The organism is Pseudomonas sp. H1_F01, from assembly GCF_054681425.1.
This window is the reverse complement of the sequence record NZ_CP162823.1, coordinates 4,314,589-4,331,433: the sequence shown is the minus strand read 5'-3', so window position 1 is coordinate 4,331,433 and position 16,845 is coordinate 4,314,589. Positions and strand designations below refer to the sequence as shown.

The window sequence follows — 16,845 nt, the reverse complement described above, 5'->3', positions numbered from 1 at the left end:
GAAAAACGCCCATCCGAAAATGGGCGCAGCGTGTTATTTACCGCTGTAGATATTCTGATCACCAAAGTGTTTTTTCTGGATGGCTACATAGCTGCCATCTTCATGCAGTGCCTGGATGCCTTTGTTTAGCAGGGCCTTGAGATCGGCGTTGCCTTGGGCGAGACCTACCGCGGTTTTCGCGGGCAACAGTTCATGCTCGACTGCTTTACTTACCTCAAAATTTGCCCCTTGCGGCGACTTCAAGAAGCCCATTTCGGCTTGCAACATATTCTGGATCGAGGCATCGAGACGGCCAGTCACCAAGTCCGAATAGACCTGGTCCTGGTTGGCATAGGCTTGGGTTTTGACCCCGGCTTTGTTCAGTACGGCCTTGGCATAAGCTTCCTCGGTGGTGCCTTGCTCATAACCAACCGTCTTGCCGACGAGCGTCTTGATATCTTCGGTCAGGCCGGAGCCTTTCTTGAAAACGAAGGAGGTAGGAACGGAGAACAGCTCATCGGAGAAATCGATGACCTTTTCGCGCGAGGATGTCACGGTCATGGCGGAGATCACCCCGTCGAATTTGTTGGCTTTCAGGCCGGGAATCATGCCGTCAAAATCACTCTCGACCCATTTGCACTTCACTTTCAATTCAGCACAAATCGCATTGCCTAAGTCGATGTCAAAGCCCACCAGGCTACCGTCGGCAGCTTTGGACTCGAAAGGGGCATAAGAGGGGTCAACGCCGAACCGCAACTCCTTGTACTCCTTGGCCGAGGCAAAGCTGCCAGCCACACACAACGCCAGTACAGAGAGGGTCAAAATAGATTTTTTCATTGTTTTTATTCCTAAGGACCAAAGAGCGCTTGAGCGCACGGATGCGGTACGGAGCTCGTGTGTGTCGCTATGGGAGTGGTACACAGAGCCCATTTTTTGGTTTAAGCGTGTCGAGGTGACGGATCGACTTTACCGCGTAAATACATACTTGTACATACAGGCATAGCCAATCAAGCAGCCATTTATCTGCTCGGATGTGCATGGGTGGAGGAAGGGCTGGAAACGCTGAGGGGAGGGGGGATCAGTTTCGTTTTTTCCGGTCACTACGGGCGTAGGGCCTGGGTCTATTGTGATGTATGAATCAGAAAGCGACCGACGCCCTTTGGAAGCGGCGCTGGTCAAGCTTTACGGCAGATGTGTCGAAGAGTCAGACGTCTCTGTGCGCTGCGTTCATGGGTAGGCGGCTACCCAGGCGATAGCGGGAGGAGGGGTGGACGAGCCGCACAAAGGTGACAATTTTGTTTTGGCTCCAAGTCCGGCGTATGAGGGCCAGGCAAGGTTCGGTTGCATCGATTTGCAGATGTTTGCTCTCCTCTGCGCTGGGGTGGCAGGCCTCTACGATATGTTCCATTTCGTCGGGCTTGATGACTTGCAAAAGGTATTTGGCCGGTTGCAGGTGTTCGCCGAATTTTTGTTTCAGGAACTCTGGCACCAGCTCGGGATTGACGTAACGATCCTCAAGCTGCACTGGCACGTCTTCTTCGCTGTGCGCACAAACCAGATGAAAAACCGAAGAGCCCGTGGGCAGGCCCAGGGCGGAAGCGACTGACATCGATGCGGATTCGCGTCCCAGGTGCAGGACGCGACAGCCGTAACTATGACCCCGAGCGAGAATCTCGTCAGCGATGTTGGTGATGCGCAACAGGTTCGATTGCGGCTTGCTTTCGGCTACGAATGTTCCAACACCTGAAATCCGCACCAATAGACCTTCTTCGGTCAGCTCGCGCAGGGCTCGATTGACGGTCATGCGCGAGATGCCCAGCTCTTGCACCAACTGGTTCTCTGAGTAGATCAGGTCGCCAGGTTTCCAAACGCCCGCTCGAAGTTGGTCCAGCACAAATTCCTTCGCGCGTCGGTAGAGCGCTTGTGGTGCATTTTTGATCATCAGTCGGTCCGTGTCTCTTGTGCGGCAAGGACTCTTGCCAAGGAATGGAGGAAAAGATCGTTATCCTCACAGCTTCCTATGGATACCCGCAAGTACTGAGTATATCCCGCTTCGCGCCAAGGCTTGATGATGACCCCTTCGCGCAGCAATGCTTGGTTGATGACTTCGGCAGGATAAGGGGTGCTGAAAAAGAGGAAGTTAGCCATGGAGGGGGCAGTTGTGATGCCTTGCTCTTGCAGTGCGATCTCCAGTCGTCGGCGTTCGCTGGCGACGTGGGAGAGGCCGGCATTCAGATGATTTTCATCGGCCAGCGCGGCGACCGCAGCGGCTTGGGCCACTCGGTTTACGTTGAAGGGGGTGCGCAGGCGATTGATCAAATCGGCCAGTAGCGGGTCGCTGACAATGCCATAGCCGATGCGTAAACCTGCCAATGAATAGGCCTTGGAGAAGGTTCGAAGCAGGATAAACGGCTTGCCGCTGGCCTGGATCAAGCCGAGGCAGTCTGGGTACTCAGGCTCCCATTGGGCGTATTCGTAATAGGCTTCGTCAAACACCAGCAAGCACTTCGGAGGTAATGCATCGAGCAATTGCTTCAATTCGATTGCGCTCAAGGTGCAGCCAACCGGATTGGAGGGGCAGGAAAACATCAGCACATGGGTATGCGGTGTAAGGGCGGAAATCATGGCCGCCACGTCAAAAGTGCCTTGGTCGGTCATGGGGACACCGATTACCCGAGCGCCGGCTGCCACTGGAAAAATAAAATGCAAGCCGAAGGAGGGCACTACGGTAACCACTTCATCATCATGGTCCAGAAACACTCGGCTGATGACACTCAGCAAATCCTCAGAACCGTTGCCGAACACGAAGCGATCTTCCGGAACATCAAGTTTTTCCGAGAGTGCGGAGCGTAGTGCCTGGCAGCCAGAGTCGGGGTACAGCGCAATCTCATGGCAGGCTTGGGTGGTCGCGGCGTTGACAGCGGGGGCGGTGCCCATTGGGTTTTCATTGCTGCCCAATTTAGCGACGCGTGTCAGACCGAAGCGTTTGCGCACTGCATCAGCGGCGAGGCCGGCGTTGTAACTGGCCAATTCGCGTACTTCAGCGCGAGCAAGCAGGGTCAGGTCGTTGGCGTTCATACAAGGCTAACCTCTCGGGAATTTTGCTGGAAGGTATTGCGATCTGGATGGTGCCGCAGGGGACGCTGCGGGCTCGGCTGTTCAGCGCTTTGAAGGATTTCGTGCGGGAGGCTGTAGTGGAAGAGTGTCGCCAATTCGGCGATCCGGTCTGCGAGGCTCATCCCTTCGGTAGTCGCGGCAGTCATCTGGTGCAGTTTTTTCATTGATTACCTCTTAGGTGCAGGGCCACAAGGAAGTGGTGCTGTATGATCCTGTATATATAGGTAACGCAATGTTCAGGCCAAGCCTTATCTTTTCTGTTGATCGCTGCTCGTAAACGCCTTCCAGGCCAGGGGGTGCTCACATGAATATTTTTTCAGGTGTAACTGAAGGTTGCATCGGAGTGTTTCCGGTATCTCATTGATGAGTCGAAAGGAAGCGCATGGTAAGGCTTTCTGCGGACAGTATTTTGGACAGAAGCAGTGCTCGATCCACTTCGGATCAGGGGTCTGAAGGGGGTCCTTGTCTAACAGGCACGTTAAATGCTTAGTCCTGTATATACTTATCCATCGGTAAAGCTTGTAGACCGATTTCCGATCTGCTGTGACACGCTCGGTCGAGTCGATGGCTAAAAATGGCGCCTGTTATAGGCGCGTTCATAAGTCCGCTTAGAGAGAATCACCACAATGACGGTTAGCAATCTGCCCTTTTCAAAAGTCCGCCACAGCCAAGGTCTCGTGTTTTTGTCTGGAGAGTTGCCGTTCAATGAGGATGGCAGCTTCCCGGAGGGTATCGAGGCACAAACGCGCCTGACCTTGATGCGCATTGCTCAAACACTGGAAGCTGAGTCACTGTCGTTGGATGACGTTGTGAGCGTCACGGTGTACTTGACCGAGCGGAGTAACTTCGCCGAGTTCAACAGGATTTATGCTTCGTTTTTCACGGCCAATTTGCCTGTTCGCGCTACCGTCTGTGCCGGCCTCGTGGTGGATGCGTTGGTTGAAATCAGTGTCATCGCGCAGCAGCGTGCTTGAGTTGGAGGCAGCGTGAACGACAAACAAGTAGTAGTACTGGGTGCCGGCATCGTTGGTATAAGCACGGCCCTGCATCTGCAACGCCGGGGCTGTGCGGTGACCTTGGTAGACAAGGGGGCGCCCGGGCGCGAGACGTCATACGGTAATGCCGGGATCATCCAGCGCGAGGCCGTTGAACCGTACGGGTTCCCAAGGGACCTGGCGAGCCTGATGAGAGTGGTGACCAAGCGCGATATCGGCGTCAATTATCATCTGCGTGCGCTGCCGGAGTACATGCCTACGCTGACCAGGTATTGGGCCAACTCAGCGCCAAGGCATTACCAAGCTATTGCGGACGCCTTTCGGACCTTGGTCGAGCATTCAATCAGCGAGCACTCCGAGTTGATCGAGCAAAGCGAGGCCCAACACCTGATCGTGCGCAAAGGTTGGATTCAAGCTTTTCGAACCCCGGAAAAATATGAAAAGGCGATGGAGAGCGCCCAGCGTGTGAGTGCGCACGGTGTATTGTCGCAAGCGTTGGACGGCGCCGGGCTCAGGCTCGCAGAACCCGCTTTGGGTGAAGCTCTCGTTGGGGGGATTCACTGGCTTCAACCTTGGACCTGTGTTGATCCGGGAGAGCTGGTGCAACGCTATGCCGAGCTCTTCTTGCGTGAGGGCGGACAGTTTGAACGCGGCGATGCCCGTTCATTGCGCCAAGCGGGAGCTGGCTGGCGAGTCTCCACCGAGTCCGGGCCGGTCGAAGCATCACAGGTCGTCGTGGCGCTTGGTCCTTGGGCCCAAGAGTTGCTGAGGCCCATGGGTTACCGCATCCCGTTGTTTATCAAGCGTGGTTATCACGCCCATTTCGCCGACGGGGCAAACTTGAGTCGCCCGGTGCTTGATACCGAGCAAGGCTACATGTTGGCGCCGATGAAGCGTGGTGTGCGTCTATCAACGGGGGCCGAATTCGCCCGTCTCGATGCGCCTCTGACCCCAGTGCAGCTAGGGAAGGCCGAAAGCGCGGCCCGACAACTCTTGGCATTGGGATCTCAGGTTGAGCGGACGCCATGGAGCGGTGCGCGACCTTGTACCGTTGATATGAAACCGGTCATTGGTGCCGCGCCGTCGCATAAGGGGCTCTGGTTCAACTTCGGCCATGCTCATCAAGGTTTTACGCTAGGTCCGGTCAGTGGCCGGCTGCTTGCGGAATTAATGATGGGAGAAACACCAGTGGTCGAGCCGGCACCCTTCGCTCCTGGGCGTTTCTGAATTGACGATGCGTCGGCCTTCTCGTCCCTCCTCTTGAGAGGAGGGCAGGCATTATCTGAAAGAAAAATGACGACCGAGTTGTCTCGTTTCCACGTCGTGTGAGCAACATTTACGGCACTCGCCGCGGGCGCTTTTACCCATGGGCGCCCACGTTCCATCTGCCTGCCCAGGAATACTCATGAACATCAAACAGAAACTCACGTGGGCGTTTGCCGCTATCGCCTGCGCGCCAGTCATATTGGTCGCAATGGTTGTCGTACTGAACTTGCGTAGCGCAGCGCAAGCCAGTTTCCTGGATAGCAGTGGCCGCGAAATCAGGCAGATTGACCGCGGGATGCGGCAGTTTTTCGACAGCATCCGCCAAAACGTCGAATACCTTGCCAAAGACCCTCGGATCGCCAACGTTCAGGGATTGAAGAACTATACGGCCGCTGACGCCCCGAAAACGCCTGTGACGAAGGTCGATCGACAGATCCAGGTGGTATTCGACAGTTTCGCAGAAACCCACCCAACCACGGCTTCCATTTCCCTTGGACTCAATGACGGAGGTTTTGCAGGTTGGCCCGATGACCAGACAATGGCCAGCTACGACCCACGGGTGCGACCTTGGTACAAGGCTGCCATGGAAGCCGCACGAGGCTCAACCGTAAGGACGGGCGCGTATTACTGGGCACCCGATGACATGGTGCTGGTCAGCACGGTCCGCACGATCAATGACGCGAGCGGTGCCGCGGTGGGCGTCGTTGGCGTGGACGTATCGCTCAAGCAACTGACTGAATTGGTCAAAGCCATCAAGTTGGGCAAGAGTGGTTACCTGATGTTGGTCGAGGCCAATGGCAATGTCTTGGTCGATCCCGCAAATGCCAAAAACAATTTCAAGCCGTTAGGTGAGCTAGGACCCGGCTATGCCGAATTGGCCAAAAGCGCTGATGGGGTGACTCAAGTCGAGATCGATGGTGTGCCATACATGGTCAACGTCCTGAGTTCCGATGGCCTGGGATGGCGTTTTATCGGCCTGATCAAGCGTGATGAAGTGATGGCCGACGCCATGAGCCTGACCTGGTTGATTGCAGTCATCGCTGTTGCATTGGCCGTGGTGTTCGCCATCGTTGGTGCTGGTTTTGCCAGCGTGATCGTGCGCCCGATTCGTGGCGTGGCTGATGGGTTGCAAGAGATTGCCGAAGGTGAAGGTGACCTTACACGTCAACTCCAAGTACGGGGCAAGGACGAAACTGCCAACCTGGCCGGTTGGTTCAATCAGTTTCTAAGCATGATCGCTCAGTTGGTGAAGCGTATTGGCAATGCGTCGTCCGATCTGCAAGTCGCTGCCGCTGACACCAACGAAGTCGCCAATAACATGAACCTGGCTGCCGGCCGCCAACGTGAGGCGGTGGAACTGGTAAGCACCGCTTTCAATGAAATGCTCGCCACTGCCAATGAGGTCGCACGTTCCTGCAGTGCCGCGGCGTCGAGTGCTGACGAAGGCTACCGCGACGTGCACGATGGCCAGAAGCAAATCAGCGAAGCCACCGGCAGCGTGCTCAAGCTCAGTGAGGAGCTGCAGGTATCGACCCAGACCATGCAGCTGCTCGAGCAAGACAGCAATAACATCAATGCGATTCTCGACACCATTCGCTCGATTGCCGAGCAGACCAACTTGCTGGCGCTCAATGCCGCCATCGAGGCCGCTCGCGCGGGTGATCAAGGGCGTGGCTTTGCAGTGGTCGCGGATGAAGTTCGCGCCCTGGCTCGTCGCACCTCCGACTCTACCGGCGAAATAGACAGCCTACTGGGTAACCTCGCTCGCCGTACCCAGGAAGTCACCCAGCAGATGCAAGGCAGCCTGCAAGCGTCCCAGGCTAGCGTGCAGCGGATCCAGCGGGCCCGCGACAGCTTTGACAAGATCCGCGCTTCAGTGGACTCGATTCGCGACCAGAACACCCAGATCGCCACGGCGGCAGAGGAGCAGCATCAAGTGGCGGAGGAGATCAATCGGCACATCGCACAGATCCACGCCGATGCGCAGATGGTAGAGGAGTTCGCGCATTCAGCCCATGCCGGATCGGGGCGAATGACGGCCATTTCTGGCCAGCTTCAAGGATTGGTCGGGCGCTTCAAGTTTTAGTCCGTACGAACAATGGACGCTCAATTGCCGATTAGAGGGTAAGCCCCGTGAGCGTTGAGCCCAGAGAAAAAACAGTGAAAGCCGCCGTCCCTGGCGGTCCCGTCCAGCGGGCCATTCAAACAGACTGATCAACGCGGGAAGGACTGCGCTCCGAATCATGATTAGACCTGTCAGGTCGCCAGACCGTGTGCTGCATTCCGTTCGGGGTCGTCAGTACTTCCACTGCACAGCGATTTCCAGACTGCGCGGCTCGCCCACGTAATACTGGGTGTTGCTCTGGTGGATGAAACGGGCATAGACCTCGTCGGTCAGGTTGCGCAGGCGCGCGCTGACCTGTACGTGTTTGTCCAGATCGTGGGTCATGGACAAACCATAGACAGTGTACGAGGGCACCCAGGTCGTATTGGCGGTGTTGGCGTAGACCGACGACACATAGCGCACGTCAGCCCCGAGCTGCCAGTCAGGAGCCACGTCATAGGTCAGCCAGAGATTGGCTACGCGGTCGGGAATATTCACCGGATTCTTGCCTTTGCGCGAGAACACAACACCGGCGATGGTTTCATTGAACTCGTCGTACTCAGCCCTTACCCAACTGAAGTTACCAGCCGCCAATAGCTTGGGCGTGATCTTGAATGAAGCGGCCAGCTCTATGCCGGTGGAGGTTTGTTGACCCGCTTGTTCGGTGGTGTTGGGCACCGTCGAGGAGGGGACGGAGATGTTCTTGCGCACGATGCGGTAGGCCGCGGCGGTGGCCGAGCCGCGACCGTCAAGAAAATCGAACTTGCTGCCCACCTCGAATTGGCGACCGGTGCTCAAGTCGAAGTCGCTCACCTGGGCAATGGAGGCGCTGGTAAGCGTCCCTCCCGGCGGCTCGGCCGAGGTACTGTATTGGGTATAAAGGCTGACATTCGACGTCAGGTCGTACACCAGGCCCAGGCGTCCCGTGATTGCATCCCAACGCTTGTCGAGTCTGGCCTGCGCCGCATGATCGACCACCTCGAAATCGATATGGTCATAACGCAGCGCAGTGATCAGCGCCAGTTGCTCGGTCAGGCGCGTGCGGTTCTCGACGAACGCCGACGAGGTATCGGTCCACGTGCTGCGACCTTTAGTGCGCGGTGCATCCATCCCCGGAATGTCCAGGAAGTGGCCCGGCTCGAAGCCATCTGGATCGATGGTGTCGAAGGCGCCTTTGGACAACGGGTAATTGGTTTGCTGGTTGGTGTTGTAATCCACGCCCAGCGCCCAATCGCTGGCCAGGCCGAACAGTTGAGCCTGGTGAGTCAACTCGATTCGGTCACCGTTGACCTCCTGGTCGTGCCGCTGGCGGTAACCGCCGGAGCGGGCGATGGCGCTGTTGTCGCTGTTGTAGCGGTAGACCTCAAGGTTGCGGTAATCGCGCTGGCCATCGTAGTGGTAGAAGGTATTGCGCAACTGGGTATTGTCGTCCAGCTGGTAGTCCGTGATCGAGCGTATCCAGCGGGTGCGCTGCTCGTAGCGACCGTCCTCAACGTTGTAGTTGTTGAAGCGGTTGTGCTTGTCGATCTGCAGCTTGCCGGTCAGCGGTTGCAGTACCGGCGTGCCCCAGTAAGGACTGTCTTCCTTCTCTTCCAGGTATTCGATCGCCAGCGTATGGGAGAGTCGGTCGTTGATGTCGCTGAGCAGCGAGAAGGCCAGGTTGCCCGCACCGTTCTCCTGGCGATCTATGTAGCCGTTGCTGCTGGTGCGGCTGTAGTCGAGGCGCGCATAGTGGCGCGGGCCATCGCCGCTGTTGAGCGCTTTATTGAAGCCGACCGCGGTTTCCCAGGTGTCGTAGCGACCGTAGCTCATTCGGCCCTCGAAGGTATCTTCCTCACGGTTGGCAAGCTTGGTGATCACGTTCAGGCTGCCCCCCACGGCACCGCTGCCGTTGAGGAACGAGGAAGGGCCGCCGAGCAACTCCACCCGGTCATAAATCCAGGCGCCGACCGGACGGGCCGCGCCACCGTATTGCAGATTGATGCCGTTGAACAGCTGGCTGATCTGGGCACCGTTGAAGCCACGGTACGACACATAGCCGCCCCAGCCGGGTGGCGCAGAAGCGTTAACCCCAGGCAGAGCGTTCGCCGCGTCTTGAAAGTTGCGTGCGCCGATACGTTCCATCGTCTTGCGATCGGCCGCGCTTACAGAGGCGGGATTTTCCCGGGCACTGAGATTCAGGCGCGAGCCGCTTTCGATGGGAGTATCCAGGTCCAGGCTGGTGGCCGGTTTCGGCTGGTTGGCCGAGGCGTTGATGTAGCTGGTGGGTAAGTTCAGGGCAGTGTCTTGCGCCCACGCGCAGGTGCTGCCCGCGAGCAGCGCCAAAGTAGTCAAGCGAAACATGAAGAGCTTCCTGGCTTAATTCAATGAGCACACACCGGCCGCGCGTCATGCAGCGGCGGGTGGTGAAGAGGTCAGAGCGCGGGAAGCGGGGCGGGGGAGGCGCGAGGATTGATCAGGGGCCAGCGCTGCCTGGGTAGGCAACGGGTCGGTTGTGCGGGCAAGGGCCAGGCTGGCTCGCTGGCAAGCAGGGCGAGCAGCCCGAAAAACGCTGCCAGCAGGATCGCACCGAACAGGCTTGCAATGACGCAATCACCGACGACGGGCAGCGAAGGGGCGGGCACATCCTGCTGGCCCTCGAATATTGCCCCGCCGTTAGTAGAGCAAAACAGTCCGCCGTCCAAACCGCTCAATCGCAAGCCGGCCATTTGTCCATGGCCCATCGCGCACAGCAACGAACCGAACAGGATGCTGAAGTACAGCAACCAGGCAATCATCGATTTTTCGCGGCTGGCCAGCTTCATCAGCAAAGCTCGTTGAGAAGGAACGGTTTATCGGCGAGCGGATTTTACATTTTTTGATCCGTCAGTGAGCTTTTAAACAGTTCGACATACAGGCAACAGCCTTGCTGTCCGGTCTGTCATCGGTATAAAAACCGTCTCGATTCGGCATCTTTACATCCACCAAGGTCGATGCTTCCACGGTCGCGTTGGCGTCCAGCAGCTTGTTCATGTGCAGGATGTAGCCGGTCACTGCATAGACTTGTTCGTTGGACAATGACTGTGGCGCCTGGAAGGGCATGGCTCTGCGGATGTAGTCGAAAAGCGTCGTTGCATAGGGCCAATAGCTGCCGACTGTCTTGAGAGGTTTGTCAGTAGTCAGGGTTCCTTCGCCGCCCGCCAACGCAGGACCGACGCCGCCCTCGAGTTTCACTCCATGACAGCTGACGCAACTGTTCATGTAGACCTTTTCCCCGTCCGCCACCGTTGCGCGCCCTGGAGGCAAAGCCTTGCCGTCGGGCGCCACGTCGATGTTCCAACTGGCGATCTGCGCTTCGGTAGCCTTGGTGCCCAAACCGTATTGGGATTGTGCCGAGGCGTGGGTCAGCGCAAAGGCGCACAGCAAGCCGATGAAAAACGAACCACCTTTAAGCCCGTCCATTGGTCACCTCCCCATTGCTGGACACGCGCCACGGTTGCACGGAGTTGTTGTGGTAGAAAGAGACCTTGCCGCGTTCATCGATCAGCTGTTCCAGCATCGGCTGAACATATCCGGTCTCGTCGATGGCGCGGCTCATGATCATCAACTCTTGGCCGTTCCATTCGAAAGGCGCCCTGAAGGCGGTCAGCGCCTTGGTCAGAATGGGCTCCTGTAACCTGGCTTGCGTCCAGTTATTGCCGCCGTCGACGGAGACATCGACACGGGTGATTTTGCCGTGGCCGCTCCAGGCAATGCCACGCATCTCATGCAGGCCCTTGCGTGTCAGTTTCTGGGTGCCGGAAGGGTAGGTCACCAGCGATTTGCACTCCATGACGAAGGAAAACTTCCGAGCTTTGCCGTCCGCCATCAAGTCGGTGTATTTGGCGGTTTCTTCCCGGCTGTAGGCGGGCGCATCGGTGATATGAAGTCGGCGCAGCCATTTGATGTGGGTGTTGCCCTCGTAGCCGGGGACAAACAGCCGCAGCGGGTAGCCCTGTTCCGGCCTTAGACGCTCGCCGTTCTGGCTGTAGACCACCATCACATCGTCCAGGCATTTCTCGATGGGAATGCTGCGCGTCATTGCCGCGCCGTCCGCACCTTCGGCAATGATCCACTTGGCTTGCGGTTTGAGCCCGGTTTCATCCAGCAGTGTCTTCAAGGTAACGCCAGTCCACTCAGCACAGCTGACCAGGCCACTGACTTCGGCGGCGGTTTTGCCCCACGGAGGTAGAAACGATGGGTTGCCCGAACACTCCATGAAGTGCACTCGTGACACGGCGGGGAACTGGCGTATCTCGTCCACGGTAAAGATCAAGGCGTTTTCGGTGAGGCCATGGATCACCAGCCGGTGTTGCGCCGGATCGATTTGCGGGACACCTGCGTGGTGGCGCTCATAGAACAGGCCGTTCGGTGTAATGATGCCGTCCAGCTCTTGAAGTGGGGAGGTGCTGTAGGCGGACATCGTGTCCTTCAGGCCGGGATATAGATTCCTGACGGCTTTGGTTTCGAACGTTGAAGGTTTGCCATAAGGGCTTGCAGTGGGAGCGCCAAGGCTACGGGTCCATTGCGGGACTTCAAGGGGCAGGTTCGGATCAAGAGGGGCGACGTTGGTCGTCTCTGCGCTGACCAAGTCGCTATCGCCCAGAGCAAAGGCAGCAGTACCGATAACGGCCCCGCTTTTAATCAAGAAATCCCTGCGAGCCAAAGATGTTTGAGGCATGTCTTGCTTGGCGGGGACCATGGATTTTTTTGTCATTGTTGTTCCCTCTGATTCCTTTGTCGGGCTGGACCCAACGGCGAGTCTATAGACCGATCGGTCGGTCTGTAGGTAAGCCTAGAACGAAAAACGCGCGTGGTCCAGTCGCAAGGACGACCATCGGTGATGGCACGTGAATGAGGGGAGCGAGGAAAGCGGCGCACTTGAAGCGCCGCTGATGACAGTCAAGCCGGGCGCGGCTCAACCTTCAGTCCGGGCAGGAGGGTGTCGCAAAAGAACGTCGCGATGGATTCCGGAGAGCGCGGGCCACCGGGCTTGATCCACAAGTAGCTGTAGTGGTGGATACCAAGAATAGCCTTCACGGCTAACGAGTCAGATGTGCGGAAGGTCCCCTCGCTCACGCCAGCCTTGAGGATATTCGACCAGAGCTTTTCATACTGCCGGTGCAGGTCGAGCAATTCAGTCTGGCGCTCGCCAATGACCGAATACACTTCTCGAAAACACACCGTCATTTCGGCCAGGTGGGTGACAATCGTGCGCATCACGATGGCCGAGAATTGGCGAAATTTATCTTCTGCAGGCTGGTCGCTCTCGCACAGGGGCGTGCCTTCTGCGATGAGCACCCGCAGATACCGGCTGGTGATTTCGAACAGCAATTCTTCCTTGCTACCGATGTGGTAATACAGCGCGCCTCGAGCCAGGCCAGTGGCTTTTTCCAACTCAGCCATGCCGGTCGCGTGAAACCCGCGCGTCGAAAACAACTGCGCGGCGATTTTCAGTATTCGCTCCTTGGTGCTTGTTTCAGCAGGTTCGGCAGCGACGACGGCGTTCTTTTTTCCCATGGGTCGATTCCAACCGGTTGAACGTCAATCATACCCATGCGTGCGTGCTGAAGGATACAGACGGGAGAAGCTCATACCATGGTTGCAGGAAGATGGTTGTATTGACCGATCGGTACAGAGGCGCTTAACGTATTTTCAAGGGCGCGGTGGCGTCGAGTGTTCTGAGAGCCTGCCTGGGCATTGGGATCGACCATGACAATAAGCAACTCCGTAACGAAGGCGTCCAGCTCGTCAGCTTCGGCAAGATTGATCGCGATGATCTGTTTCGCCATGCTCGCCTTTGCCGCGAACTCGCTGCTGTGCCGCCTGGCGCTTAAGCACACCAACATCGATGCCGCGAGTTTCAGCGTGGTCCGGCTGGCCAGCGGGGCCTTGGTGTTATGGCTGATATGTGCCTTGAGACGGTCCTCCAGCACGATCAAAGGCAGTTGGAAGGGCGCCGCAGCCTTGTTCGTTTACGTCTTTGCTTTTTCTTTCGCGTACCGTCATTTGGAGACCGGGACGGGGGCGCTGCTGTTGTTTGGCGCGGTTCAACTGAGCATGGTTCTGTACGGCGTGTTCAAAGGCGAGCGGATGCACACGTTGGCAGTCGTTGGGTTTGTGCTGGCGATTGTTGGCTTGGTTAGCCTGCTGCTTCCAGGTGCCGCAGCACCTGACCCCGTTAGCGCACTCACGATGCTGTTATCGGGGGTGGCATGGGGGATCTACTCACTGCTTGGCAAAACTGTCGCCGATCCCTTGGCAACCACAACCGGCAATTTCCTGCGCTCGATTCCCCTGGTCTTGATGGCAAGCGTGCCGTTTCTCTCAGCGTTGCGTTGGGATCCGCAGGGGATACTTTATGCGGTTCTTTCCGGCGCGCTAGCGTCAGGCGTCGGCTACGCGGTCTGGTACGTCGCGGTGCGTCATCTGGCAGCGTTTCAAGCCGCGACGGTGCAGTTGAGCGTGCCCATCCTGGCTTCGCTGGCGGGCATCGTTTTTCTGGGGGAAAGCCTGAGCGTAAGGATGGTGTTGGCATCCATTGCTGTACTGGGCGGCGTTGCGTTGGTGCTGGGTGGCAAGCATGGCAGAGCCACAGGCAGCTAGAGGCCCCGCTCGCTCAATCATGTGCACCTGCGCGTGCCTGAATTTGTTCGCTCAACCACTCAAGGACTAGACTGGTGCCGCCCAGTCATAAGGCCCGTCAACCCATGCTTCTCGTCCCGTCAGATACCGCCGAACAGACAAAACTCACCCTTGAGGTGGTGCTGCGCTATCACATGGCCTGGAAGCACCGCGACCTGGAGGCGATACTCGCGCTCTATCACCCGCAAGTGCAATACAACGATTTTTTCCAGAACCGCAGCATGGGCCTGACCGAGCTGCGCGCCTACATCACCGGCACGTTGCCGCGCCATCCCGATGAATATCTTGAGCACAATGACCGCATCCGCGCTGACGGCTGCACGGCATTCATCCAGTACCAGACCGCTCTGAAGGGCAGTGGCGAGCGGGTGGTTTTTCGCACCAGCGAAGCAATCACCGTATGTGAGGGTCAGATCCTGCGTGTCAACGAATACGCGTCACTCGTGCGCGACGGCGAGCCCCACGCCGGGCGTCGCGCCCCCGCCATCAGTAAGCTAGGGCTCTCGGCGCGCCAGTTGAGTTTCATGGCGCGAGACTTGGCCGATTACTTTACCCGCCAATTGCCATTCCTGGATCCTGACCTGGATCTTGCTCGGATCGCCAGCGCCACCGGGTACAGCCGTAATCAGTTGTCTTACCTATTGAATCAAGTGCTCGGGCAAAGCTTCTATCGCTACGTGACTCAGGCTCGCTTGGCCTACCTCCTTGAACGCCTCGCCAGTTACGACGAAAACGCACCCATCGATGCCCTCGCAGTGGCTGCCGGATTCAATTCCACCTCGGCGTTCTACAAGGCTTTCCGCAGCCATACCGGCTGCACACCAAAAGCCTGGTTGAAGGCCAATTGCGCGCGTACCCGCAGATAACACAGGCCCCTTCGCTGCGCATTAAGCTCTGTCGGCAATCAAACGATGGAGCAGGTAATGGCTGGTTGGGGTGGTGTGAGTTTGTGGATGGAGCAAGTCGACGAGGCGCTGACGCCGCGTCCGGCGTTGCATCAGGATCTGCGAGCCGATGTGGTGATCATCGGTGCCGGCTACAGCGGCCTTTGGACGGCCTATTACCTCAAGCAGCAAGCACCGCACCTGGATATCGTCATAGTTGAAGCACAGATTGCCGGTTTCGGCGCCTCCGGCCGCAATGGCGGCTGGTTGATGGGGAATCTGCTCGGCGAAGACCGACTCCTGGGGCCCTTGCCCGCCGCCCAACGTCATGCAGGATATCAACTGCTGCACGGAATCCCCGATGAAGTGGCGCGGGTGTGCCACGTCGAAAGCATCGATTGCGAACTGCGTAAAGGTGGCGTGCTGTACTGCGCGGCGCGGTATCCCGAGCAAGAACGGCGCCTGCGCGAACAACTCGCTGCCGCCCATGCCCAAGGCCTGGGTGAGGACGATTATCGCTGGTTGAGCGCTCAGGCCTTGTGCGAACAATTGAATGTGGCCCAGGCGTACGGCGCCCTGTATTCACCTCACTGCGCGACCCTTCAACCTGCCCGGTTGGTACGGGGGCTAGCCGATGTCGTGGAACGCATGGGTGTGCGGATTTTCGAGCAAAGCGCTGTGCTCGACTGGACGGCAGGCCAAGTTCGAACCGAGCACGGTCGGGTGAGCGCCGATTGGGTGGTGCCGGCAGTCGAGGGATATGCCAGTGCCTTGCCCCCGTTAAACAAATATCAACTGGCCGCCCAGAGCCTGATCGTTGCAACTGAGCCGCTCCCGGCCGATGTGTGGGCCGAAATTGGACTTAGCCGTGGCCAGGCTTTCAGCGAAAACAGCCGACAGGTCACCTACGGTCAGCGCAGCCGCGATGACCGCTTGGTATTTGGTGCCCGAGGAGGCTATCGCTTTGGAGGTCGCCTGCGCAGTGACTTCAACCTCAGTCAGGCCGAACGTGAGTTGCGCCAGTACCTGTTCAGCGAGCTATTTCCGATGTTGCGCGATGTTCGCCTGACTCATGCCTGGGGCGGCAACTTGGGCGTCGCGCGGCGCTTTCACCCGCACATGCTGGCCGACCGCCGCCAGAAAATTGCACTCGCCGGTGGCTATGGCGGCGAAGGCGTAGGCGCCAGCAACCTGGGTGGTCGCACCGTGGCCGCGCTGATTCTTGGTCAGGACAACGAACTGACCCGCCAGCCTTGGGTGTGGGCCGACCGTCCGCTGGCCTCGTTGCCACGCTGGGAGCCAGAGCCCCTGCGCTGGCTGGGTTACAACGCCATTATCCAGAGCTTTGTTCACGAGGATCGGATATTGGCCAACCTCCATGTACCGCGCTGGCGTCGCCGGATGGCCGAGGGTCTGGCGGGTTGCATGGAACGATTGATGAAGTCCAAGGAGCCGTTCCCATGAAGATCGATCATTTTCGCGACACCCCGCACTTGTCTCTCGGGGAATCGGGCGCTGTCGGCGTACCGCTGGGTGAGCCGGTTTCACAGGTTGCCACGACAAGCGTTGAACGCGATGACGGCGTCGAAGCCGGCGTGTGGGAATGCACCCCCGGCCGCTGGCGGCGCCAGATCGTGCAACAGGAGTTCTGCCATTTCATCCAGGGACGCTGCACCTTCACCCCGGATGGCGGTGAGGCTCTTTATATCCAGGCCGGCGACGCATTGATGTTGCCTGCGAACACCACGGGAGTCTGGGACATACAAGAAACCGTTCGCAAAAGCTATGTGCTGATTTTCTGAACTGCCTTCATCCATAACGCTTAGAACAAAGGTTG

Annotated in this window: 17 protein-coding genes and 1 pseudogene; 8 read left to right on the top strand and 10 right to left on the bottom strand. The window is 57.9% G+C overall.

The window, feature by feature from the left end:
* Positions 1 to 33: 33 nt before the first annotated feature.
* The 4 genes from AB4O09_RS19470 to AB4O09_RS19455 all read right to left on the bottom strand — a co-directional run bounded on the left by AB4O09_RS19470 (position 34) and on the right by AB4O09_RS19455 (position 3,260).
* Complete coding sequence (locus tag AB4O09_RS19470) at positions 34 to 816, bottom strand: transporter substrate-binding domain-containing protein (RefSeq protein WP_027912468.1); 783 nt, start codon at positions 814 to 816, stop codon at positions 34 to 36.
* Between the two features lie 367 nt (positions 817 to 1,183).
* A complete protein-coding gene (hutC, locus tag AB4O09_RS19465) occupies positions 1,184 to 1,921 on the bottom strand; it encodes a histidine utilization repressor (RefSeq protein ID WP_025214428.1) in 738 nt (245 codons plus the stop codon).
* The gene (locus tag AB4O09_RS19460; RefSeq protein ID WP_025214427.1) at positions 1,921 to 3,057 is read right to left on the bottom strand and encodes an aminotransferase class I/II-fold pyridoxal phosphate-dependent enzyme; all 1,137 of its coding nucleotides are present in this window, start codon (positions 3,055 to 3,057) and stop codon (positions 1,921 to 1,923) included. Before AB4O09_RS19460 ends, hutC begins: the two co-directional genes overlap by 1 nt.
* Entirely contained in the window at positions 3,054 to 3,260 is a 207-nt protein-coding gene (locus AB4O09_RS19455) for a hypothetical protein (RefSeq protein WP_025214426.1), read from the bottom strand. Before AB4O09_RS19455 ends, AB4O09_RS19460 begins: the two co-directional genes overlap by 4 nt.
* A 462-nt stretch (positions 3,261 to 3,722) precedes the next feature.
* Here AB4O09_RS19455 and AB4O09_RS19450 point away from each other — a divergent pair, with 462 nt between their 5' ends.
* The 4 genes and pseudogenes from AB4O09_RS19450 to AB4O09_RS19435 all read left to right on the top strand — a co-directional run bounded on the left by AB4O09_RS19450 (position 3,723) and on the right by AB4O09_RS19435 (position 7,443).
* A complete protein-coding gene (locus AB4O09_RS19450) occupies positions 3,723 to 4,070 on the top strand; it encodes a RidA family protein (protein WP_025214425.1) in 348 nt (115 codons plus the stop codon).
* A gap of 12 nt (positions 4,071 to 4,082) precedes the next feature.
* Complete coding sequence (locus AB4O09_RS19445) at positions 4,083 to 5,318, top strand: NAD(P)/FAD-dependent oxidoreductase (RefSeq protein WP_025214424.1); 1,236 nt, start codon at positions 4,083 to 4,085, stop codon at positions 5,316 to 5,318.
* Between the two features lie 139 nt (positions 5,319 to 5,457).
* A pseudogene (locus tag AB4O09_RS19440) lies at positions 5,458 to 6,579 on the top strand (HAMP domain-containing protein); the annotation flags it as partial.
* A gap of 9 nt (positions 6,580 to 6,588) precedes the next feature.
* The gene (locus AB4O09_RS19435; protein WP_371925671.1) at positions 6,589 to 7,443 is read left to right on the top strand and encodes a methyl-accepting chemotaxis protein; all 855 of its coding nucleotides are present in this window, start codon (positions 6,589 to 6,591) and stop codon (positions 7,441 to 7,443) included.
* A gap of 210 nt (positions 7,444 to 7,653) precedes the next feature.
* Here the strand turns inward: AB4O09_RS19435 and AB4O09_RS19430 are convergent, their stop codons facing one another.
* From AB4O09_RS19430 to AB4O09_RS19405, 6 genes are all read right to left on the bottom strand, one after another.
* Positions 7,654 to 9,804: a TonB-dependent receptor gene (locus tag AB4O09_RS19430; RefSeq protein ID WP_027912466.1), complete on the bottom strand. Its 2,151-nt coding sequence runs from the start codon at positions 9,802 to 9,804 to the stop codon at positions 7,654 to 7,656.
* 71 nt (positions 9,805 to 9,875) lie between these two features.
* Positions 9,876 to 10,265: a DUF2946 family protein gene (locus tag AB4O09_RS19425; RefSeq protein ID WP_027912465.1), complete on the bottom strand. Its 390-nt coding sequence runs from the start codon at positions 10,263 to 10,265 to the stop codon at positions 9,876 to 9,878.
* 61 nt (positions 10,266 to 10,326) lie between these two features.
* Positions 10,327 to 10,902: a c-type cytochrome gene (locus tag AB4O09_RS19420; protein WP_027912464.1), complete on the bottom strand. Its 576-nt coding sequence runs from the start codon at positions 10,900 to 10,902 to the stop codon at positions 10,327 to 10,329.
* A complete protein-coding gene (gene soxC / locus AB4O09_RS19415) occupies positions 10,889 to 12,196 on the bottom strand; it encodes a sulfite dehydrogenase (RefSeq protein ID WP_232200137.1) in 1,308 nt (435 codons plus the stop codon). Before soxC ends, AB4O09_RS19420 begins: the two co-directional genes overlap by 14 nt.
* Before the next feature lie 185 nt (positions 12,197 to 12,381).
* On the bottom strand, positions 12,382 to 12,999 hold the full coding sequence (locus AB4O09_RS19410) for a TetR/AcrR family transcriptional regulator (RefSeq protein ID WP_025214418.1): 618 nt from the start codon (positions 12,997 to 12,999) through the stop codon (positions 12,382 to 12,384).
* 71 nt (positions 13,000 to 13,070) lie between these two features.
* On the bottom strand, positions 13,071 to 13,271 hold the full coding sequence (locus AB4O09_RS19405; protein WP_162492173.1) for a hypothetical protein: 201 nt from the start codon (positions 13,269 to 13,271) through the stop codon (positions 13,071 to 13,073).
* On the opposite strand from AB4O09_RS19405, the gene AB4O09_RS19400 reads away from it, so the two are divergent.
* The 4 genes from AB4O09_RS19400 to AB4O09_RS19385 all read left to right on the top strand — a co-directional run bounded on the left by AB4O09_RS19400 (position 13,255) and on the right by AB4O09_RS19385 (position 16,810).
* Complete coding sequence (locus AB4O09_RS19400; RefSeq protein ID WP_235862394.1) at positions 13,255 to 14,085, top strand: DMT family transporter; 831 nt, start codon at positions 13,255 to 13,257, stop codon at positions 14,083 to 14,085. The two genes, AB4O09_RS19405 and AB4O09_RS19400, sit on opposite strands and share 17 nt — an antisense overlap.
* Positions 14,086 to 14,189: 104 nt before the next feature.
* Positions 14,190 to 14,990 carry a helix-turn-helix domain-containing protein gene (locus tag AB4O09_RS19395; protein WP_436263359.1) on the top strand — a complete coding sequence of 267 codons (801 nt, stop codon included), beginning with the start codon at positions 14,190 to 14,192 and terminating at the stop codon, positions 14,988 to 14,990.
* 57 nt (positions 14,991 to 15,047) lie between these two features.
* The gene (locus AB4O09_RS19390; RefSeq protein WP_027912459.1) at positions 15,048 to 16,472 is read left to right on the top strand and encodes an NAD(P)/FAD-dependent oxidoreductase; all 1,425 of its coding nucleotides are present in this window, start codon (positions 15,048 to 15,050) and stop codon (positions 16,470 to 16,472) included.
* A complete protein-coding gene (locus tag AB4O09_RS19385; RefSeq protein WP_027912458.1) occupies positions 16,469 to 16,810 on the top strand; it encodes a cupin domain-containing protein in 342 nt (113 codons plus the stop codon). The genes AB4O09_RS19390 and AB4O09_RS19385 overlap by 4 nt, the downstream gene beginning before the upstream one ends.
* The last annotated feature ends 35 nt before the right edge of the window (positions 16,811 to 16,845 follow it).